This is a genomic window from Actinophytocola xanthii (genome assembly GCF_001921205.1).
GTDB lineage: Bacteria > Actinomycetota > Actinomycetes > Mycobacteriales > Pseudonocardiaceae > Actinophytocola > Actinophytocola xanthii.
The window spans coordinates 88,379-109,034 of sequence record NZ_MSIE01000005.1 but is presented as its reverse complement, the minus strand read 5'-3'; the positions used below and the strand labels follow the sequence as shown (position 1 = coordinate 109,034).

Annotated in this window: 20 protein-coding genes; 14 read left to right on the top strand and 6 right to left on the bottom strand. The window is 72.0% G+C overall.

Annotated features, from left to right (window positions below):
• Positions 1 to 76 precede the first annotated feature (76 nt).
• Positions 77 to 1,129, top strand: a complete 1,053-nt coding sequence (locus tag BU204_RS04770; protein WP_075124295.1) for a methionine synthase — start codon at positions 77 to 79, stop codon at positions 1,127 to 1,129.
• Between the two features lie 185 nt (positions 1,130 to 1,314).
• Positions 1,315 to 2,052: a chymotrypsin family serine protease gene (locus tag BU204_RS04765; protein ID WP_075124294.1), complete on the top strand. Its 738-nt coding sequence runs from the start codon at positions 1,315 to 1,317 to the stop codon at positions 2,050 to 2,052.
• A gap of 150 nt (positions 2,053 to 2,202) precedes the next feature.
• On the opposite strand, the gene BU204_RS04760 is transcribed toward BU204_RS04765, so the two are convergent.
• The gene (locus tag BU204_RS04760) at positions 2,203 to 3,600 is read right to left on the bottom strand and encodes an MFS transporter (protein WP_075124293.1); all 1,398 of its coding nucleotides are present in this window, start codon (positions 3,598 to 3,600) and stop codon (positions 2,203 to 2,205) included.
• A 108-nt stretch (positions 3,601 to 3,708) separates the two neighbouring features.
• Between BU204_RS04760 and BU204_RS04755 the strand changes: the two genes are divergently transcribed.
• The 7 genes from BU204_RS04755 to BU204_RS04725 all read left to right on the top strand — a co-directional run bounded on the left by BU204_RS04755 (position 3,709) and on the right by BU204_RS04725 (position 9,645).
• Positions 3,709 to 4,272 carry a TetR/AcrR family transcriptional regulator gene (locus BU204_RS04755; RefSeq protein WP_332888566.1) on the top strand — a complete coding sequence of 188 codons (564 nt, stop codon included), beginning with the start codon at positions 3,709 to 3,711 and terminating at the stop codon, positions 4,270 to 4,272.
• Positions 4,273 to 4,343: 71 nt separating this feature from the next.
• Positions 4,344 to 4,994 carry a hypothetical protein gene (locus BU204_RS04750; protein WP_075124339.1) on the top strand — a complete coding sequence of 217 codons (651 nt, stop codon included), beginning with the start codon at positions 4,344 to 4,346 and terminating at the stop codon, positions 4,992 to 4,994.
• A gap of 108 nt (positions 4,995 to 5,102) precedes the next feature.
• Complete coding sequence (locus BU204_RS04745; RefSeq protein ID WP_158073397.1) at positions 5,103 to 5,927, top strand: helix-turn-helix domain-containing protein; 825 nt, start codon at positions 5,103 to 5,105, stop codon at positions 5,925 to 5,927.
• A 2-nt stretch (positions 5,928 to 5,929) separates the two neighbouring features.
• Complete coding sequence (locus BU204_RS04740; protein WP_075124291.1) at positions 5,930 to 6,091, top strand: DUF397 domain-containing protein; 162 nt, start codon at positions 5,930 to 5,932, stop codon at positions 6,089 to 6,091.
• A gap of 47 nt (positions 6,092 to 6,138) precedes the next feature.
• Positions 6,139 to 8,256: an NAD-dependent DNA ligase LigA gene (ligA, locus tag BU204_RS04735; RefSeq protein ID WP_233159292.1), complete on the top strand. Its 2,118-nt coding sequence runs from the start codon at positions 6,139 to 6,141 to the stop codon at positions 8,254 to 8,256.
• Positions 8,249 to 8,755, top strand: coding sequence for a GNAT family N-acetyltransferase (locus tag BU204_RS04730; protein ID WP_075124289.1), 507 nt, complete (start codon positions 8,249 to 8,251; stop codon positions 8,753 to 8,755). The genes ligA and BU204_RS04730 overlap by 8 nt, the downstream gene beginning before the upstream one ends.
• A 101-nt stretch (positions 8,756 to 8,856) precedes the next feature.
• Entirely contained in the window at positions 8,857 to 9,645 is a 789-nt protein-coding gene (locus BU204_RS04725) for a methyltransferase domain-containing protein (RefSeq protein ID WP_075124288.1), read from the top strand.
• A 15-nt stretch (positions 9,646 to 9,660) separates the two neighbouring features.
• On the opposite strand, the gene BU204_RS04720 is transcribed toward BU204_RS04725, so the two are convergent.
• Positions 9,661 to 10,575, bottom strand: coding sequence for an SDR family NAD(P)-dependent oxidoreductase (locus BU204_RS04720; RefSeq protein ID WP_075124287.1), 915 nt, complete (start codon positions 10,573 to 10,575; stop codon positions 9,661 to 9,663).
• A gap of 100 nt (positions 10,576 to 10,675) precedes the next feature.
• Here BU204_RS04720 and BU204_RS04715 point away from each other — a divergent pair, with 100 nt between their 5' ends.
• Positions 10,676 to 11,341 carry a TetR/AcrR family transcriptional regulator gene (locus BU204_RS04715; protein WP_075124286.1) on the top strand — a complete coding sequence of 222 codons (666 nt, stop codon included), beginning with the start codon at positions 10,676 to 10,678 and terminating at the stop codon, positions 11,339 to 11,341.
• Between the two features lie 14 nt (positions 11,342 to 11,355).
• Here the strand turns inward: BU204_RS04715 and BU204_RS04710 are convergent, their stop codons facing one another.
• From BU204_RS04710 to BU204_RS04695, 4 genes are all read right to left on the bottom strand, one after another.
• Positions 11,356 to 11,838, bottom strand: coding sequence for a hypothetical protein (locus BU204_RS04710; protein WP_075124285.1), 483 nt, complete (start codon positions 11,836 to 11,838; stop codon positions 11,356 to 11,358).
• 219 nt (positions 11,839 to 12,057) lie between these two features.
• Positions 12,058 to 12,828 carry an SGNH/GDSL hydrolase family protein gene (locus BU204_RS04705; RefSeq protein ID WP_075124284.1) on the bottom strand — a complete coding sequence of 257 codons (771 nt, stop codon included), beginning with the start codon at positions 12,826 to 12,828 and terminating at the stop codon, positions 12,058 to 12,060.
• Positions 12,810 to 13,382 (bottom strand): PadR family transcriptional regulator, encoded by a 573-nt coding sequence (locus BU204_RS04700; RefSeq protein WP_075124283.1) that lies wholly within the window; start codon positions 13,380 to 13,382, stop codon positions 12,810 to 12,812. The genes BU204_RS04705 and BU204_RS04700 overlap by 19 nt, the downstream gene beginning before the upstream one ends.
• 57 nt (positions 13,383 to 13,439) lie before the next feature.
• Positions 13,440 to 14,093 carry an ACT domain-containing protein gene (locus BU204_RS04695; RefSeq protein WP_075124282.1) on the bottom strand — a complete coding sequence of 218 codons (654 nt, stop codon included), beginning with the start codon at positions 14,091 to 14,093 and terminating at the stop codon, positions 13,440 to 13,442.
• 191 nt (positions 14,094 to 14,284) lie between these two features.
• On the opposite strand from BU204_RS04695, the gene gatC reads away from it, so the two are divergent.
• The 4 genes from gatC to BU204_RS04675 all read left to right on the top strand — a co-directional run bounded on the left by gatC (position 14,285) and on the right by BU204_RS04675 (position 20,606).
• Complete coding sequence (gene gatC / locus BU204_RS04690) at positions 14,285 to 14,584, top strand: Asp-tRNA(Asn)/Glu-tRNA(Gln) amidotransferase subunit GatC (protein WP_075124281.1); 300 nt, start codon at positions 14,285 to 14,287, stop codon at positions 14,582 to 14,584.
• A complete protein-coding gene (gene gatA, locus BU204_RS04685; RefSeq protein ID WP_075124280.1) occupies positions 14,581 to 16,098 on the top strand; it encodes an Asp-tRNA(Asn)/Glu-tRNA(Gln) amidotransferase subunit GatA in 1,518 nt (505 codons plus the stop codon). The genes gatC and gatA overlap by 4 nt, the downstream gene beginning before the upstream one ends.
• Positions 16,095 to 17,600 carry an Asp-tRNA(Asn)/Glu-tRNA(Gln) amidotransferase subunit GatB gene (gene gatB / locus BU204_RS04680; protein ID WP_075124279.1) on the top strand — a complete coding sequence of 502 codons (1,506 nt, stop codon included), beginning with the start codon at positions 16,095 to 16,097 and terminating at the stop codon, positions 17,598 to 17,600. Before gatA ends, gatB begins: the two co-directional genes overlap by 4 nt.
• A 69-nt stretch (positions 17,601 to 17,669) precedes the next feature.
• A complete protein-coding gene (locus BU204_RS04675; RefSeq protein WP_332888567.1) occupies positions 17,670 to 20,606 on the top strand; it encodes an AfsR/SARP family transcriptional regulator in 2,937 nt (978 codons plus the stop codon).
• Positions 20,607 to 20,656: the final 50 nt, after the last annotated feature.

The following is a 20,656-nucleotide window of genomic DNA, read 5'->3' as shown; positions in this document are numbered from 1 at the left end:
CGATCACGCCACCGATGACGGTGCCGCCGCGGACCCGCTGGCGGGGCGTGGGGGACACCTGCTGGAGACTGTGCCCGTGGCAACCCATCCCTGGCCGCCGGGCGCGGCAACCGCCATCGGTTCGATGCCGGGACAGGACCCGGTCGAGGCGGCGACTGTCGCCGTCGGCGAGCTGCCCGACCTGCCCCACCTGCCCGAGCTGCCCAAGCGGGGCGTCGGCGCCGACACCATCGGCCGGGCCGCGGCCCTGCTCGTGGACATCGCGGTGGAGGTCGTGCCGTCCGGCTACCGGGTGACCGCGCGTCCCGGCGCCGACCACCGCCGGGCGGTCGACCACCTGCGCCGGGACCTGGACGCACTCGAGTTGGCGCTCGAGCGGGCTGGCACCACCCCGCCGGCGCTCAAGGTGCAGGTCGCCGGGCCCTGGACGCTCACCTCGGAGGTGGAGCTGCCGCGCGGGCACCGCGTGCTGACCGACGCCGGCGCGCTGCGCGAGTTCCGCGAGTCGCTGGCCGAGGGGCTCGCCGCGCACGTCACCGAGATCCGCCGGCGCACCGGCGCGGACGTGGTGGTCCAGCTCGACGAGCCGTCGCTGCCCGCGGTGCTCGCCGGCGCGCTGCGCACCCCGTCCAAGCTCGGCACGGTCCCCGCCGTGCCCGAGCCGGACGCCCGCGAGACGCTCGCCGCGCTCGTGACCGCCGCCCGGACCGCGACCGGCCAGCCCGTGGTCGTGCACTGCTGCGCGCCGCGACCCCCGGTGGCGCTGTTCCGCGCCGCCGGCGCCGACGCGGTGGCGTTGGACGCCACCCTGCTCGAGGGCACGCCCGCCGTGTTCACCGACCAGCTCGGCGAGGCCGTCGACGACGGCTGTGTGCTGTTCCTCGGCCTGGTGCCGAGTACCGAACCGGCCACCCCGCCCGCGCTGGCCGACCTGGCCCGCCCGGCACTGGAGCTGGTGGACCGGCTCGGCTTTCCCCGCGAGCTCCTGGCCACCCAGGCGGTGGCCACCCCGACCTGCGGCCTCGCCGGGGCGACCGCCGCGTGGACCCGTCGTGCCCTGGCCCTCGTCCGCGACCTCGGCAAGGGCTTCGTCGAGCCACCCGAGTCCTGGTCCACACCCGGTCACTGACCGCCGAAGAACGCGAAACGTACCTCGAAGAACGATTCTGAACTGGGATTCGTACAGGTTTGTTCAACGCCTGATACCCCTAGTGAACAACCCGGCGACCTGTTGTGATTGCTGCGGAGAACCGGTGTGAGTTGCTTTTCTTGGGGGTTTCAATGAATTCTGTCAGAAGGACGGCCGCCCGCCTCATGGTGGCAGCGGTCGTCGTGGTGGCGTCGCTCGGTGTGCTCGTCGTACCCGCGTCCGCCGCGACCTATTACTTCTACCCCGGGCATCCGACGTTCTTCGGTGGTCCGGGGGTCGGGGCCTACTGCACCGGCGGCTACGCGATTCGCGGTGACAGTGGAATGTTCATCCTCACAGCAGGCCATTGCGCCGGGGTGGGGACGCCGGTCTACGGGACGAGCAGACAGTTCGGGACCGTCGCGCATTCCCGGTGGTCCGACCGTGACACCGCCCTGATCCAGGAACTCCCTGGCGACGACGCCCACCAGATCGTCGTCGACCCGCACACCGGCACCAGCCCGGGGCGGATCGAGGGAATCTTCCCGACGTCGAGCCTGGGGGTCGGCACGCTGGTCGGCAAGATGGGCGTGACCACCGGTTGGAGCGAGGGCACCATCACCGGGACGATCGCCTGGTACGGGATGACCGCGTACTGCTCGACCGCCGAAACTCGACCAGGCGACAGCGGTGGCCCGGTATGGGCTACGGACGGTGGTGGCGTGCTGGCCGTCGGCATCACTGTGGCGTACTACGAGGACACCGGCGACGGGTGCTTCCTCCCGATCCAGGATCTGCTCGACGAGTGGGATGCCTGGCTCCCGGTGTTCGGCTCCGCCGCCCGCGACGGTGCGCCCCCCGCCGCCCAAGAACCACCCGCACTGAGCATCGAGGGACTCCGGCCCGCCCTCTCAAGGCGATAAGCGCTGGCTCACATCCCGTCGGGCTACCGTTTCGACCAGGCCGTTTCCCCTGGGGAAACGGCCTGGTCGTGGTGCCGACGAAGATCTTGGTGATGCTGGCTGGCCGGAACCGACCGGCCGCCGGGCTTCTGAGCGCGGGTGCCAGGGCGTCTACCGGCCGGCCCGCCGCTGCGGGAACGTCAGCGCCACCGCCACCGTGAGCAGGGCGAACAGCGTCGCCACGGTGAACGCGGTGGTCATCCCGTCCACCAGGGCCTCGAGGCCGGTCGCCGACCGTGCGGCCGACCCCGCCACGGTCACCAGTACGGCCAGCCCCACGGCGGCCCCGACCTGCTGCATGGTCTGCAGCACCCCGCCGGCCGCGCCCGCGTCCGCCGGTGGCACCGTCGACATGATCACCACGTTCAGCGGCGAGAACGCGAGCCCGCCGCCGATGCCGAGCAGCAGCATCGGGACCAGCAGCGAGCCGAAGTAGCCGCTGTCCGGGGTGAGCTGGGTCAGCCAGCCGAGCCCGATCACCATCAGCGCGGTTCCCGCCACCGCGAGCGGCCGGGGTCCGTAGACCGGCAGCCAGCGCGGTACCAGCCGGGAGAACGTGAACAGCGCGACGGCCATGGGCAGGAACGCGAAACCCGTACCCAGCGCGCCCAGCCCGGTGACCTCCTGCAGGAACTGGGTCAGGAAGAAGAACGTGGACATCATCGCCATCGGGCCGAAGAAGAAGTTCAGGTAGCCGGCGGCGCGGGCCCGGTCGGTGAACAGCCGCAGCGGCATCAGCGGTTGCCTGGTCCGCGCCTCGAGCACCAGGAACGCGGTCAGCAGCAGGCCGCCGGCCACCAGCCAGAGGACCGTCGGGCCGTCCCAGCCGCGCTCGGCCGCCTGGATGAACCCGTAGACCAAAGCCGAGGTGCCGGCCGTGGCGGTCAACGCGCCGGGCAGGTCCAGCCGCGCCGGGTGCCGGGCGGGCTCCGGGATCAGCCGGGGAGCCAGGGCCAGCACCGCCAGCCCGAACGGGATGTTGATCAGCAGTACGGCGCGCCAGGAGAACCACTCGGTGAGCAGCCCGCCGACGATCAGCCCGATCGCGAAGCCGGCGCTCGCCACACCCGAGAACACGGCAAGCGCCCGAAGCCGCGCCGACGGTTCGGTGAACGTGGTCGTGACCAGGGCGAGCGTGTTCGGTCCCGCGGCCGCCGCGCCGAGGCCCTGCAGGACCCGGGCGAGCACCAGCAGTTCGGCCGAGTCGGCCAGGGCACCGAGCAGGGAGGCCGCCGTGAACACGGCGACGCCGGCGAGGAAAACCCGGCGGCGGCCGAACAGGTCGCCGGCCCGGCCGCCGAGCAGGAGCAGGCCGCCGAACACGAGCGTGTAGGCGTTCATCACCCAGGACAGCCCGGCCGGCGTGAAACCGAGGTCGGTGCGGATCCGGGGGAGGGCGACGTTCATGACTGTGACGTCGAGCATGAGCATCAGCTGCGCGGTGACGATGACCGCGAGCACGAGCCCGGGCCGACCCAGGGCGGGCCGCACCGAGGTTTGCTGGATCACGAATACTCCTAAGCGGAGAGACTCTCCATTTGAACTCGGCTAGCATATGGAGAAGGTCTCCGGATGCGCAAGCCTATCCGGAGAGTCTCTCCGATTGGAGTGCGTTGTGTGGCCGAGGACGCCGTGAAGCCGATGCGCGCGGACGCGCGCCGCAACCGCGAGCGGATCCTGACGACCGCCCGCGAGGCCTTCGCCGAGCACGGGGTCGAGGTCCCCCTGGACGACATCGCACGTCGGGCTCGGGTCGGCCCCGGGACCCTCTACCGGCATTTCCCCAACCGGGACGCCCTGGTCGAGGCCGTCTACCGGGAGGAGATCGGCGCGCTGTCCGCGCGGGCGTACGCGCTGGTCGAGGAGCTGCCGCCGGAGGAGGCGCTGGCCGCCTGGTTCCGCGAGCAGGTGGGCTGGGTCAGGGACAGCAGCGGCCTGGCCATGACGCTCAAGGCGGCCATCGACCGCGACTCGGAGACCTTCGCGTTCTGCAAGAAGCAGCTGCGGGAGGCCGTCGCCGCCCTGCTCGAGCCGGCCAGGGCCGCGGGGGCGGTTCGTGCCAACCTCGAGCCGAGCGACCTGCTCCGCCTGGGCCACGGCGTCGCGACGGCCTGCGAGCACGCCGACGGCGAGGGCATCGAGCGCCTGCTGTCGGTGGTCCTGGCCGGGCTGCGGCCCTGACCGCCCCGCGCCACCTCCGTCCGCTCGCGGGTACGCGATAGCGTGAGGCGGTGGTGGGCAAGGGGTGGCGTCTGAGGCCGTGGAAACGGCGGCCCGGGCGCGGCGACGGGAGCGGACAGCCGCCGGTCGACCCCGCCCCGCTCGCCGAGCGCTTCTGGGCGGGGTGGCGGGAGCTGCTGCCCGAGGTCGCCGCCGCGCTGGGGGACCGGGAACCCGCCCGGGTCGAGGACCGGCTCTGCCGCCTCGTCGCCGGCCTGCACCCCGACCTGCACTTCTCCCTGGAGCGGGGCCAGCGGGCGATCTATGCATTGGTCGTCACCGGCCAGGAGGACCCGCGGCTGCGCCCCTACACCGACGCCTGGCGCGCCGCCGCCCCGCCGGAGGACGCGATCTGGGAGTACCACGACGCCGTTCCGCCGGTGCCCGACCCGACCCTGGTCACGGTCAACCTCGGTCCACACCGGATCCGCCTGGCCGACGTGCGCGTGGTGGCCCAGGTCGACCGGGCCGAGGGTGTGGTCGACGTCGCGGTGCACCACCCCGCGATGGCCGAGCTGGAGCCGGCCGCGCGCTCCGCCATGACCTACCTCCCGCTGGACGCGACGCTGGGCGAGCGGCTCGCCGGTGAACGGCTGCGGCGGGTGGAGACCGCGGTGAGCGAGCCGAGCGGCACGATCGGTCTGCTCGAGCTCCGCGAGCTGGTGCGCGGTCTCGCCGGCTAAACTGTTTCTTGTTGTCTGTCGTGGCCCTTTCTGTGGCTCGTCGAGAATGACGCTAGGGTGCGCTGAAGAATGCCCTGGGGCATTTCAGAGCCTGAAAGGAACTCGATCTTGGCCGCACAGACTCCGACCCCTCGCGACCGGCAGGTGGGGATGCGACTGAGGAAGATTCGTGAGGATCACGCCGGGATAACGCTGGAGGGAGCGGCAAAGCTCACGGGTATGAGCGACACGACCCTGTTCCGTATGGAGACCGGCAAGCGCCGAATCACGACCGAGGAGGTCGCCATGGTCACCACGGCCTACGGGGTCTCGTGGGAGGAGCGGCAGGAGATCATCGAGTTCGTCCGCTCCGGCGACTCCGGCGGGTGGTGGGAGAAGCCCCTGCCCGGGGTCCCCGAGGAGATGGGCCTGCTGGCCAGCTACGAGCACGAGGCCCTGACGCTGACGGACTGGTCTGTCATGCTCATCCCCGGTCTTCTGCAGGTGGAGCCCTATGCCCGCGCGGTTCTGGCGTGTGACGCCGTTACCCAGGAAGATGTCGACGTTCGATGGAAAGCCCGGAAACGGCGGCAACGGGTACTGGGCACGAAGGACTACACGGCGTTCATCTATGAGGCGGCCCTGCGTATGCCGTTCGGAGGCCGGCAGGTTCACAGGCAGCAGCTTAAACACCTGTATGGGGCGCGAGACCGAGGGATTGGTCTTCGTGTGCTCAGGGCGAACCGGCCGGTGAGCGTCTTGTCTCACAGCTGGCTTTACCTGACCTTTTCGAGCGTTTCTCCCGTGGTGAACGTCGAGACCTTGGGCGGTGCTGTCTACCTACAAGATGATCGAGTGGACCCCTACACCCGCCGATTGCGGGTACTGCACGAGCTTGCTCTTTCGGTGTCGGAAACACAGACTATGCTCGGGCTACTTTTGAAGGAGATTTGATCATGTGGCGTAAGTCGAGTTTCTCAGACCTGAATGGCAACTGCGTGGAGGTCAGGGAAGACCTGTCGGCTCTCCGTGACTCCAAGCACCCGGACGTGCACCTGCCCGTGACCCGTGCGGCTCTGGCCGCCCTGCTGAAGGGCGTGACCACGACGAACGGGTGAGGTTCACGATCACCTCGTAGTCGGACCCGGCGGCTAGTCTGCCTACCGTGACCAGTGGTGACGACAACCGGCAAGAAGGGCTCGAGGACGTTCCGGCGGAGGTTCGCGAGCGGCACGGCGCGCTGGCCGAGGAGATCAACGGCCACCGCTTCCGCTACTACGTGCTCGACGCGCCGACGATCTCCGACGGGGAGTTCGACGCGCTGTGGCACGAGCTGCTGGCCATCGAGGAGCGCCACCCCGGCCTGGTCACGCCCGGCTCGCCGAGCCAGCAGGTCGGCGGCACCTTCTCCACCGACTTCGCCGCGGTCGACCACCTCGAGCGGATGCTGAGCCTGGACAACACCTTCGACGCCGACGAGCTCGGCGCCTGGGTGGACCGGATGGAGAAGGAGCTCGGTCCGACGTCCTACCTGTGCGAGCTGAAGATCGACGGTTTGGCGATCAACCTGCTCTACCGCGACGGCCGGCTCGACCGCGCCCTGACCAGGGGTGACGGTCGGACGGGTGAGGACGTCACGCTGAACGTGCGGACGATGCGGGGTGTGCCCGAGCAGCTGCACGCCAGCGACGAGTTCCCCACCCCGGCGCTGGTCGAGATCCGCGGCGAGGTGTTCTTCACCGTCTCCGACTTCACCGAGCTGAACGCGAAGCTGGTCGAGGCGGGCAGGCCGGCCTTCGCCAACCCGCGCAACACCGCGGCCGGCTCGCTGCGCCAGAAGGACCCGAAGGTGACCGCGAGCCGGCCGCTGCGGCTGATCTGCCACGGCCTCGGCCGGCGCGAGGGCTTCGAACCGGAGCGCCTGTCCGACGCCTACCGCGCGCTGGCCGCCTGGGGGCTGCCGGTCTCCGCGCACACGAAGGTGGTCTCCTCGCGGGAGGAGCTGCTGTCCCACATCGAGTACTGGGGTGCGCACCGCCACGACGTCGAGCACGAGATCGACGGCATCGTGGTCAAGGTGGACCAGGTGTCCGCCCAGCGCCGCCTGGGCACCACCTCGCGCGCGCCGCGGTGGGCCATCGCCTACAAGTACCCGCCGGAGGAGGCCACCACCCGGCTGGTCGACATCCAGGTCAACGTGGGTCGCACCGGACGGGTGACGCCGTTCGCGGTGATGGAGCCGGTCAAGGTCGCGGGTTCCACGGTCTCGCTGGCGACGCTGCACAACGCGAGCGAGGTCAGGCGCAAGGGCGTGCTGATCGGGGACCGCGTGGTGATCCGCAAGGCCGGCGACGTGATCCCCGAGGTGCTCGGCCCGGTCGTCGACGTGCGCACCGGCGACGAGCGCGAGTTCGAGATGCCGACGCGGTGCCCCCAGTGCGACACCCCGCTCGCCTACGAGAAGGAGGGCGACGCCGACATCCGCTGTCCCAACGCCCAGGGGTGCCCGGGCCAGCGCCGCGAGCGGCTGAGCTACATCGCGAGCCGCTCCGCGCTGGACATCGAGGTGCTCGGCTACGAGGCCGCCGCCGCCCTGGTCGACGGGGGCGCCCTCCAGGACGAGGGCGACCTGTTCGACCTCGACGAGGAGCGGCTCACCGACGTGGAGCTGTTCCGCACCAAGGCCGGGACGCTCTCGGCGAACGGCCAGAAGCTCCTGGCCAACCTGGAGACGGTGAAACAGCGTCCACTGTGGAAGGTGTTGGTGGCGCTGTCGATCCGCCACGTGGGGCCGACCGCGGCCCGGGCGCTGGCTCAGGAGTTCGGCTCGATCCCGCGGATCATGGAGGCCTCCGAGGAGGAGCTGGCCCAGGCCGAGGGGGTCGGCCCCGCCATCGTCACCGCGATCAGGGAGTGGTTCGCCACCCCGTGGCGCCGGGAGATCGTGGCGAAGTGGCAGCGGGCCGGCGTGCGGATGGCGGACGAGCGCGACGCGTCGATCCCGCGGAACCTCGACGGACTGTCCATCGTGGTCACCGGGTCGCTGCGGACGTTCTCCCGCGACGAGGCCAAGGAGGCCATCCTCGCCCGCGGCGGCAAGGCGGTCGGCTCGGTGTCGAAGAAGACCGCGTTCGTCGTCGTGGGGGAGGCGCCGGGTTCCAAGTACGACAAGGCGGTCCAGCTGAAGGTGCCCGTGCTCGACGAGGACGGTTTCGCGGTCCTGCTCGAGCGGGGCCCCGAGGCCGCCACCGAGGTCGCCACGATCGGCGCCGCCGATGAGTGAGATCGTCGTCCGGCCGGCGAGACCCGACGAGTCGTCCGCCGTCGGCCGCCTCACGCTCGACGCGTACCTGGCCGACGGCCACCTCGCCGCCGAAAGCCCCTACGCCGCCAAGCTGGCCGACGCGGCCCGCCGGGCTCGGGAGGCCGAGCTCCTGGTGGCCGCGGACGCCGAGGGAGCCGTTCTCGGCACGGTCACCCTGGCGCCGCCGGGCTCGCCGTGGGCCCAGGTGTCCGGCCCCGACGAACTGGAGTTCCGCATGCTCGCCGTGGCGCCCGCCGCCCGCGGCCGGGGCGTCGGCGAGGTGCTGACCAGGGCGGCCGTCGACCGGGCCGTGGAGCTGGGCCTATCCGCCGTGGTGCTCTCCAGCTCGCTGGCGATGCGTGCCGCCCACCGCCTCTACGAGCGCCTCGGCTTCCACCGAACCCCCCACCTCGACTGGCAACCGGTCCCGGGCGAGACCCTGATCACCTACCGCCTCGACCTGCCCACCGAGGGCTGACAAACCGTGCCCACGCCGGCTCGCGACCACCTCGGTGGTCCAGTCCGCGAGCCGCGGTGTGGACCTGTTCGGCCCCGGGCGCCGTTGGCATCGTCGACCCCATGCGCACCGCGACCGCCTACGTCCACGGCTACTCGGCCACCGAGGCCCGGCGCCTGGGCGACCAGGCCGACACCCTCGCCGAGCTCCTCCACCACGACACCGGGTACCCGGCCGGCAGCCGGGTGCTCGAGGTGGGCTGTGGGGTAGGCGCCCAGACCGTCCACCTGGTGGCCGGGAGCCCCGCGGCCGCGATCACGGCGGTGGACGTGTCGGCCGCGTCGCTGGCCGCCGCTCGGGACAGGGTGGGGGACCGGGTGCGGTGGTGCCGGGCCGACCTGTTCGCGCTTCCCTTCCAGGACGGCGAGTTCGAGCACCTCTTCGTCTGCTTCGTGCTCGAGCACCTGCCGGACCCGGTCGCCGCGCTGCACGCCCTGCGCCGCGTCCTGCGTCCCGGTGGGACGGTCACCGTCATCGAGGGCGACCACGGTTCGGCCTTCTACCACCCCGCGAGCCCGCACGCCCAGCACACCATCGACTGCCTGGTGCGCCTGCAACCGGGCGACGCCCTGATCGGTAGGCGCCTGCACCCCCTGCTGACCGCCGCCGGCTTCCGGGACGTCGCGGTCACCCCGCGCACGGTCCACGCCGACGACGCCCACCCCCACCTGGTGGCCGGCTTCACCCACAACACCTTCGTCGCCATGGTCGAGGCGGTCCGCGACCGGGCGTTGACCGCGGGCCTGACCACCGAGGCCCGCTGGCGCGAGGGCATCGCCGACCTCCGCCGCACCGGGGACCCCGGCGGGACCTTCACCTACACCTTCTTCAAGGCGACCGGCGTCGGCTAGGCGGTCTCGCACGGCTCACGCCGCGGCGACTGCCTGGCCGATCGGGAACCGCACGCCGGTGAGGTCCTCCGAGACGGCCCAGAGGCGTTGCTGCACGGCCAGGTCGTAGGAGTCGGGGCTGGAGGTGACCAGCCTCGGGTGGCCGCGCCGCTCGGCCAGACCGTCGGGCCCGTAGTACTGCCCGCCGAGGACGGACGGGTCGGTGGCGGCCCGCAGGGTGGGAAGCGCGCCCGCCGTCGCGGGCTGGCTGATCACCGGAGCGAGCCAGGTGATCAACCGGCGGGCGACCGGCGGGATGTTGCGGGCCAGTTCGGTGTTGGAGATACCGGGGTGTGCGGCCACCGCGGCGGTGGTGCCGTGCGCGGCGAGCCGGCGCTGCAACTCGTAGGTGAACATCAGGTTGGCGAGCTTGGACTGGCCGTAGGCGGCGGCCCGGCTGTAGGAACGCTCCCACTGCAGGTCGTCGAAGTGGATGGCGGCGCGGATGCGGTGACCGGTGCTGCTGACCGTGACCACCCGGGAGCCGGGCACGGGCAGCAGCAGGTCGAGCAGCAGTCCGGTGAGCGCGAAGTGGCCCAGGTGGTTGGTGCCGAACTGCAGCTCGAAGCCGTCGCGGGTGGTCTGCTTGGGGGTGTACATCACGCCGGCGTTGTTGATCAGCAGGTCGATCCGCGGGTAGGTGGTACGCAGGTCGGCCGCGGCGGCGCGCACCGATTCCAGCGAGGTCAGGTCCAGTTCCTGCACGGAGACGTCGCCGTTGATCCGGGCGGCGGCCAGCTTGCCCTTCTCGGTGTCGCGCACGGCCAGCACGACCGCCGCCCCGCGCTCGGCCAGCCGCCGGGCGGTCTCGAGGCCCAGTCCGGTGTTGGCGCCGGTGATCACGGCCACCCGGCCGTCCTGGCGCGGGATCTGCTGCTCGGTCCACTTCATCGCGTACTCCTTATGTACCGCCGGTAACTTATGATGGGAACGATAATGTTCCGCCGGTACATTGTCAAGGTACCGGCGGTACCCAAGCTAGGGTGAGGTCATGACGTTCCAGCGGGCACGCACCGAAGAGCAGCGTGAAGTCCGGCGCCGGGCGATCCTGGAGACGACCTCGGCGATGCTCGACGAGATGTCGGTGGCCGAGGTGACCCTGAACGAGCTGAGCCGGCGGGTCGGCCTGGCCAAGACGGCGGTGCTGCGTTATTTCGAGTCCCGCGAGGCGGTGCTGCTCGACCTGATGGACGACCGTACGGCGACCTGGCTGGCCGAACTGGAGCAGGAGCTGGCCCGCGCCGTCGACCGGGGCCGGCCGGTGGGGGAACGGGCCGAACAGACGGCCGAGGTGCTCAGCCGGTCGCTCGCCGCCCAGCCGACGCTCTGTGACCTCTACGGCGCGCAGGGCGGAGTGCTCGAGCACAACGTCTCGGTCGAGGTGGTCCGCCGGCACAAGCAGGCCTCACTGCGCAACCTCGCGGTGATGGCCGGCCTCGTCCGGGGGTACCTGCCCGAGGTCGGCGACCACGCCGAGCAGTTCTGTCTGACCGTCCTGCTGATCGCTGGCGCACTGTCCGCCTACACCCCGCCGCCGCCGAGCCTGCTCGCCGTCTACGAGTCGGAGCCGGCACTGGCGGTGCACCGCATCGACCTTCGGTCAGCCCTGCGGCTCGCGATCATCACGACGCTTGTGGGCGTGCTGCCACGCTCCTGAGCTCGAAGGGCTGCTCAGACCCGGCGGAACCACTCCTGTCGGGTCTGGTCCGGGCGGTTCGGGTCGACGAAATCGCGCCGCCAATATACGGACAGCAGACTCGGCCGACTCGCTGGCAGCTTCGCGTACACATACGTCTTCGCGAGCCCCTGGTCGTAGAAGCCGTAGATATGGCCCGACGATAGGCGGTACCCGGGTTCGCTCCAGCCCCAGTCGCAGTTCATCGGTCGACATTTTCCGACAACCCGCACGTTCCAGCCAACGTCGTACGCGATATGACACAGGTCGTCGTCGGTGCACACGGTGACCGCCTGGCAGTCCCGGAGCTCGACCCGGACGACGACGCTCGCGAACGGATCGACGTTGACCCAGTCCCCGTACTCGCTGCCGTGGCCGCTGCACGCCAACGGGCGCACGTCGCCGACCGGGGGGTCGACCGGGGTGTCGGCCCCCGCTGTCGGTCCGCCGGTGAGGACCATGCCGACGGCCAGCACCACCGTCGCAGCGAATCCGAGATATTCGCGCCGGATCGACCTGTCACGTACGTGTCGCATGCGACCCCAAACTGTTTTCCATGAAATATCCCCGGCGCATCAGAACCAGCGTAGACGGCTCGGACAATTCTGCCGAGGATCGCCGAGTAATCTCACCCCAACGGGTAAAACTCGCACGACGAGAATTCCTCGCCAGGAGAATGTGCGGCTACCGCGGTGACCTCAGTCGGCGGGGGAGTCCGGAGGTGCGAGGGCGGGTCGTTTGGCCACCCGCCCGTCCCCCGAGGAGCGGCCGCGGAGCCGGCGGGCCAGCCACGGGCCGGCGAAGCCGCGGACCCAGCGCAGCTCCGCGCCCGCCCGCTGCCACGCGCCGACCGGTGGGCGCGGACCCAGCGGATCGGACCAGGTGTGGAAGCCGGGCAGCCCGAGGGCGTGCGCGGCTCCGGCGGCGAACCGGGCGTGGCCCAGCGGGCTGAGGTGCAGCCGGTCCGGGCTCCACAGCCGGGGATCGGTGCAGACGGGGTGCTCGGTCAGGTTCACGACCGTCACCCCGTGGCGCGCGGCGGCCGCCCGGATGCGGGCGTTCAGCTCCGCCGTCCGCGCGCTGAGCGGCCGGGCCGCCGGCATCAGCAGCGCCGGGTCGGGGAACACGACGGTCAGCACCCGGGCACCAGCGCCGGTGAGCGCCGCGAACATCGCCTCCAGGTGGGCGGCGACCGCCGCGCCGTCGAACCGCCGGCGCAGCAGGTCGTTCACCCCGGCGACCACCGTCGCGAGGTCCGGTCGCAGGTCCAGGGCGGGGCCGAGCTGGCCGTGGTGGACCTGGTGGGCGCGGTGCCCGCGGACGGCCAGGTTGGCGTAGTGCAGCCCGGGGTTCACCGCGGCCAGGTGGCCGGCCAGCCGGTCGGCCCAGCCCCGGTAGCCGCGCAGCTCGTCGCCGTCCATCAGGCCCTCGGTCTGGCTGTCGCCGAGGGCTACGTAGCGGGAGTACACGCGACCTCCCTTGCCCGGAGAACCGACGCGGCCAGGACGCACCAGTCGCGGTGCTCGCGCTCGAAGCGCAGCCCCCGCAGGCAGGTCAGGTACGGTCCGACGTGTTCGCCCTCGCGCAGGAACGCGTCCTCGTCCAGCTCGCCGCGCAGCCGGGCGAGCAGCTTCGCCAGGACCTCGATCTTCGCGTCGGCCACGCGGACGCGCTCGTCGAGCTGCTCGAGGACGGGACCAGCCGGGATCCGGTCCGCCGCCTGGACCTTCACCATCAGGTCGTCGCGGATGAACGAGGGTTTCGCCGCACTGGCCGCCCAGCGGGTCAGCTCGGCCAGACCTTCGGCGGTGACCTTGAACAGCCGCTTGTTCGGGCGGGTCTCCTGGATCACCTGCCGCCCGGCGACCATGCCCTCCTTCTCGAGCTTCGCCAGCTCGAGGTAGAGCTGCTGGGGGAGGGCGTGCCAGAAGTTGGCCACCCCGATGTCGAACACCTTGGCCAGCTGGTAGCCGCTGTACTCACCGTCGAGCAGGGCCGCCAGCACGGCATGACGCAGTGCCATGCCCTGACTATAGTCAGATTGTTGACTAATCTGAAAGTGAGTCCTGCCGGTCCTGGCTCAGCCGGAGAGCACGACCGCGATGATCCCGGCGAGGTGCGCGAGCCGGGCCACCTCGGCGGCCCGGAACTGCGGCCCGCCCGGCCGGCCGACCAGCATCACCCGGTCCGGCTTGCCCACCGGCGTCGCCGCGAGCTCTGTGCCCAGCTCCCGCCAGGTCTCCGGAACCCAGCTCTCCTCGCCGTCGAGCACGGTGGCCCGCTCGAGCGGCAGCCAGGGCAGGTCCAGCACCCGCAGCTGAGGTGCGGCGGTGCTCGCGGTCAGCGTCCGCGCCCCCTCCGGGCCCGGCCCGACGACCATGGCCCAGCCGGCCCGCACGATCCGCGGCACGCCCTCGGTGAAGATCGCCAGTCCTTCGCCGGGGCGTCCGGCGACCTCCTCCACGAGCTCGAGCTCGCGGTGGGTGTCCAACACCCCCGCGTAGGGGCGCACCGCGTCGACCTCGACGTCGGCCACCGACTCCGCCGCGGTGATCAGCACGTCCGGCAGGCGGCCCTTCGGCAGCTCGACCACGAGGTCGTCGATCGCCACACCGGAGTTGCGCTCCACCACGTCCACACTCAGGATGTCGGCACCGATCGCGCCGAGGGCGGTCGCCACGGCTCCCAACGCCCCCGGGACGTCCGGGAGCTGCACCCGGATGAGGAAGGACAAGGCGAACGCCTCCTAGTCTCGTGCCGGCCGACGATTGTCGCAGATGCGACGATCGCTCCGCGCCTGCCGTCCAGGTGCCGGGACGGGTCGGCGAGGCCGCGCGCATGCCCGCGATAACCCGTTCGGGTCCCGCCACGCCCTCGAAATAGACTCGGTGCACCAACTCAGCACATACCCAGGGAGTTCGTCCAGTGCCCAACATCTCGCGCGACGAGGTAGCCCACCTCGCCCGCCTGGCCAGGCTGGCCGTCACCGAGGACGAGCTGGACATGTTCGCCGGCCAGCTCGACGTCATCCTCCAGTCGGTGGCCAGCGTCGGTGAGGTGGCGGCACAGGACATCCCGCCGACGTCGCACGCGGTGCGGCTGACCAACGTCTTCCGCGAGGACGAGCCCCGCCCCGGCCTGGCCCAGCAGCAGGCCCTCGCCGGCGCGCCGGCTGTCGAGGACGGCCGGTTCCGAGTCCCGCGCATCCTGGGGGAGGAATCATGAGCGAGCTCATCCGGCTGACCGCGGCCGAGCTGGCCGCGCGGATCCACTCCGGCGAGGTGTCCTCGGTGGAGGTCACCCGCGCCCATCTGGACCGGATCGCCCAGATCGACCCGGCCGTGCACGCCTTCCTGCACGTCGACACGGACGGCGCGCTGGCCGCGGCCCGTGCGGTCGACGAGGACGTGGCCGCCGGCCGGCCGGTGGCCTCGCCGCTGGCCGGTGTTCCGCTGGCGCTCAAGGACGTGTTCACCACCGAGGGCATCCCGACCACCTGCGGGTCGCGGATCCTGCAGAACTGGGTCCCGCCCTACGACGCGACGCTGGTGCGCAAGCTGCGCGAGGCGGGTGTCGTCGTGCTCGGCAAGACCAACATGGACGAGTTCGCGATGGGCTCGTCCACCGAGAACTCGGCCTACGGCGTCACCCACAACCCGTGGGACCTCGACCGGATCCCCGGCGGCTCGGGCGGTGGCTCCTCGGCCGCGCTCGCCGCGTTCGAGGCCCCGCTCGCGATCGGCACCGACACCGGTGGCTCGATCCGCCAGCCCGCCTCGGTGACCGGAACCGTCGGGGTGAAGCCCACCTACGGCGGGGTCTCCCGCTACGGGCTGGTCGCGTTCTCCTCCTCGCTCGACCAGGGCGGGCCGTGCGCGCGGACGGTGCTCGACGCGGCACTGCTGCACGAGGTGATCGGCGGGCACGACCCGCTCGACTCCACCTCGATCGACGCGCCGGTGCCGCCGGTGGTCGCCGCGGCCAGGGAAGGCGCCGCCGGAGACCTGCGCGGCGTCCGGGTCGGCGTCGTGCGGGAGTTCTCCGGCGAGTGGTACCAGGCGGGGGTCATCTCGGCCTTCAACCGCGCCGTCGACGTGCTGCGGGAGCTCGGCGCGGAGGTCGTCGAGGTCTCCTGCCCGCACTTCGACTACGGCCTGCCGGCCTACTACCTCATCGCGCCCAGCGAGTGCTCCTCGAACCTCGCGCGGTTCGACGCCATGCGCTACGGACTGCGCGTGGGCGACGAGAACGGCAACAGCGCCGAGCAGGTCATGTCGCTCACCCGCGAGGCGGGGTTCGGAGCCGAGGTCAAGCGGCGCATCATGATCGGCACCTACGCGCTCTCCTCCGGCTACTACGACGCCTACTACGGCCAGGCGCAGAAGGTCCGCACGCTGATCGCGCGGGACTTCGCCGCTGCGTTCGAGAACGTCGACGTGCTCGTCTCGCCCACCACGCCCACGACCGCCTTCCCCATCGGCGAGCGGGTGGACGACCCGGTCGCCATGTACCGGGCGGACCTGTGCACGATCCCGGCGAACCTCGCCGGTACCCCGGCCATGAGCGTTCCGGCCGGACTGTCCGAGCAGGACGGCCTGCCGGTCGGCCTGCAGGTGATGGCGCCCGCCCTGCAGGAGCAGCGGATGTACCGGGTCGCCGCCGCCTACGAGGTGGCCCGGGACCGCGCCGAGGGCGGGCCGTTCATCAACCGCGTTCCGGAGCTGGAGGTCGCCCGATGACGCTGTCTACTTCGGACGTGCTGGACTACGACGAGGTCCTCGAGCGGTTCGACCCGGTGCTCGGGCTCGAGGTGCACGTCGAGCTGTCCACCCGGACCAAGATGTTCTGCGGGTGTCCGACCACGTTCGGTGCCGAGCCCAACACGCAGGTGTGCCCCGTCTGCCTGGGCCTGCCGGGCTCGCTGCCGGTGGTCAACGGCAAGGCCGTGGAGTCCGCGATCCGGATCGGACTGGCGCTGGGCTGCGAGATCGCGCCCTGGTGCCGCTTCGCGCGGAAGAACTACTTCTACCCGGACATGCCGAAGAACTTCCAGACCTCCCAGTACGACGAGCCGATCGCGTTCAACGGCGAGCTGGTGCTGGAGCTCGCCGACGGCGAGACGGTCGTCGTGGGCATCGAGCGCGCCCACATGGAGGAGGACACCGGCAAGTCGCTGCACGTCGGCGGCGCCACCGGGCGGATCCACGGCGCGGAGCACTCGCTGCTCGACTACAACCGCGCCGGCGTGCCGCTGATCGAGATCGTCACCAAGCCCATCGTCGGCACCGGCGCCAGGGCACCGGAGGTCGCGCGTGCCTACGTCACCGCACTGCGCGACCTGCTGCGTGCGCTCGACGTCTCCGACGTCCGGATGGACCAGGGCTCGCTGCGCTGCGACGCCAACGTCTCGCTCATGCCCAAGGGCGCCACGGTCTTCGGCACGCGCACCGAGACCAAGAACGTCAACTCGCTGCGCAGCGTCGAGCGGGCGGTGCGCTACGAGATGACCCGGCAGGCCGCGGTGCTCGTGGGCGGCGGCGAGATCCTCCAGGAGACCAGGCACTTCGACGAGTCCACCGGAACCACCTCGGCCGGCCGGCGCAAGGAGACCTCCGAGGACTACCGGTACTTCCCCGAGCCCGACCTGGTGCCGATCGCGCCCTCGCCGGAGTGGGTCGAGGAGCTGCGTGCGACGCTGCCCGAGATGCCCTGGCAGCGGCGCAAGCGTGTCCAGGCCGACTGGGGACTGTCCGACCTGGAGCTGCGCGACCTGGTCAACGCCGGCGCGATCGACCTGGTCGCGGCCACCGTCGACGCGGGCGCGAGCCCGGACCAGGCCCGCGCGTGGTGGGGCAACTACCTCGCCCAGGAGGCCAACTCTCGTGGTGTCGAGCTGCCCGACCTGCCCATCACCCCCGCACAGGTCGCGCGGGTGGCCGCACTGGTCGCCGAGGGAACGCTGACCAACAAGCTGGCCAGGGAGGTCGTCGACGGCGTGCTCGCCGGCGAGGGCGAGCCCGACGCCGTCGTCGCGGCCCGCGGCCTCGAGGTGGTCTCCGACGACTCGGCGCTCTACGCGGCGATCGACGAGGCGCTCGCCGCCCAGCCCGACGTGGCGGACAAGATCCGCGGCGGCAAGGTCCAGGCGGCCGGTGCCATCGTCGGCGCGGTGATGAAGGCCACCAGGGGCCAGGCCGACGCCAAGCGGGTGCGCGAACTGGTCCTGGAGCGCTGCGGATAGGTAGGCACGACGTGGCCTAAGCTGCCGCTCTTGCTGATGGGTGAGGGGCGTCGACCGGTGAGGTTCGGGGTGTTGGGCCCGCTGTTGGTCACCGACGGCAGCGGGCAGTGGCTGCGGTTGCGCGGCGACCGGCAGCGGTCGCTGCTGGCCATGCTGCTGTTCAACGCCAACACCCACGTCCCGGTCGAGCGGCTGGTGGACGCCCTCTGGCCGGACCTGCCGCCCAAGTCCTATGCCTCCAACCTGCACACCTACCTCTCCCGGCTGCGCGAGCGCATCGGGCCGTGCATCACCCGCACCGGCGGCGGCTACCGGATCGACGTCGACCACGACGACCTCGACCTGCTGGTGTTCACCACGGAGGCGGAGCTGGGGCGCCGGGCGGTGCGTGCCGGCGACCCGGTCGCCGGTGCCCGTCACCTGCGCACCGCGCTCGCCCAGTGGCGCGGCCACCCGCTCGCCGACCTGCAGCTGCCCGCGCTCGACGCGGACGTGACCCGGCTGGCCGCCGAACGGCTGACGGTGTTCGAGGACTGTCTCGCGGCCGAGCTCGACGCGGGGCGGGACGCGGAGCTGGTCGGCGAGCTGGAGACGGCCGTCGCCGAACACCCGCTCCGGGAGCGGCTCACCGCGCTGCTGATGACCGCCCTGCGGCGCGCCGGCCGGCAGGCCGAGGCCCTGGAGGCCTACCGGCGCACGCGCGAGATCCTGGTCGAGCAGACCGGCGTCGAGCCCGGCGCCGAGCTGCGCGCGGTGCACGCCGAGGTGCTCCGCGGGGAGGCCGAGCCCGCTGCGAGCACGCGGCCGGTGTACCAGCTCCCCGCCGACATCGCGGACTTCTCCGGCCGCGACCGCGAGCTCGACGAGCTCGTCGACCTGCTGACCACCGGCTGCTCGCCGGTCGTGCTCAGCGGCCAGCCCGGCGTCGGCAAGTCGACGCTCGCGGTTCGCCTCGCCCACCGGCTGCGTGGCGAGTTCCCCGACGGCCAGCTCTACGTCCACCTCGCCGGTGCGTCCAACCCCCGCGCCGTCGACGCCGCGCTCGCCGACCTGCTCCGCACGCTCGGCGTGACGGGTCCTGCCGTCCCGGACGACCTGGAGGCCAAGGCCGCGGTCCTCCGCGACCGCCTCGCCGACCGCCGCGTGCTCCTGGTGCTCGACGACGCCGCCGACCCCGCCCAGGTCCGCCCGCTGCTGCCGGGCACCCCGTCCAGTGCCGTGATCGTCACCAGCCGACAGCGGCTGTCCGGGCTCGCCGGTGCGCACCGGGTGGACGTCGAGCCGTTCACCGATGCCGAGGCGGGCCGGCTGCTTGCCAGGATCGCGGGAGAGCGCGTCACCGGTGGACCGGCGGACGCCGCCCGGATCGCCGCGGCCTGCGGGAACCTCCCGCTCGCCCTGCGCATCGCCGGCACCCGGCTCGCCCTGCGCCCACAGCTGGGCATCGGCACGCTCGCCGACCGGCTCGAGGACGAGGTTCGCCGGTTCGACGAGCTCACGGTCAGCGACCTGCAGGTGCGCTCCAGCCTCGCGCTGAGCTGCCGGGCGCTCAGCCCGGCGGCCCGGGAGACGTTCTGGCAGATCGGCATGGTGGACCTGTACAGCCTGCCCGCCTGGGCGATCGAGATGCTCCGTCCCGGAGCCGACGCCGCGGTCGAGGAACTGGTCGAGTCGAGCCTGCTGCGGCCGGCCGGCGTGGACGGGATGGGGCAGGCCCGCTACCAGATCCACGACCTGGTCCGCGCCTACGCCCGGGAGCTCGCGTTCACCGAGGACGGCGTGGACGAGCGGCGCGCGGCCAGCCACCGGCTGGTGGATGCCGCGCTCGCCCTGGTCGACCTCGCGGCCCGGCGCCTGCCGCGGACCGCGCCACTGCCGGACCTGGGACAGGGCGTGCCGGCCGTCCCGCTGGACGAGGCCACCACCAGACGCGTGCTCGCCGACCCCGACGCCTGGTTCGCCACCGAACGGCCCGTGCTGGTGCAGGGGATCGGCGTGCTGTGCCGGGTCCGGCGGTACCGCATGGCCTGGCTGCTCCTCGAGCGGTTCGCCCGCTACCTGTGGCTGCACGGGCACTACGCCGATCTACGCACCTGTGCCGTGGCGATCGCCGAGGCCCCCGACGAGTCGGTCGCGGTCCGGGCCAACGCCCTGCTGGCGTTGCTGGCACACGTGCGCGGGCAGTACACCGAAGCGGTCCGGCGCTACCGGTGGTGCGCGCGCCGCCTCGTGGGGCCGGCCGACCAGCAGGCGCTGGGCTGGGTGCGAACGAACCTGGCGGACTGCCTCGTCGGCCTCGGCGAGCCCGAGGAGTCGCTGCGGCTCGTCGCGTCGGCCGAGCCGCTGCTCTTCACCGACGAGTTCGGCCTGGCGTCGATGCTGCGGGTCAAGTCGGGGGCGCTGAACCGGTTGGGTCGGCTGAGGGAGTCGGTCCGGATCAACGAGGGCGCTCTGGCGAAGGCCCGCTCCTCGGGGAGCCCTCGCCGGGTCGCGCTCGCGCTGCAGAGCCTCGCCTGGAGCCTCGCGTTGAACGGCTCGCTGGACGCGGCCGTGGTCGCCGCCGACGAGGCGGTCTCGCTGCTCAGATCCACCACGGCGGGGTCCTCGCTGGCCCGGGGCCTGCGCACACTCGGGGCGATCCGCGCCGGTCGCGGCGAGCGCGGGGCGGCGGTGGCGGCCTTCGAGGAGGGACGGGAGATCGCTCGGAAGATGAACGAGCGGCCGCGGGTGCTCTCCTGCACCCGGGCCATCGCGGCGAGCTGGGTGGGGGTCGGCCGGGCGGAGGAGGCCGTTCCCGAGCTGCACACCTGTGTGCGCGAGTACCGCGAGATGGGGAGCCTGTCCTCGGCGACGGTCACCCTGCGGCTACTCGCGACGGCCTACGACGCGCTGGGCGAGGGCGACGCGGCGGGGTCCGCGCGGGCGGAGGCGGACCGCCTGGCCGACCCGCGCGACGCGAACGCGGAGACCCTGTACTCCCTGCTGGTCAACCTGACCAGGACCTGAACGCGGGCGGGGGTGCCGGACGGCCCCCTGGCTCGTCCGGTACCCCCGTC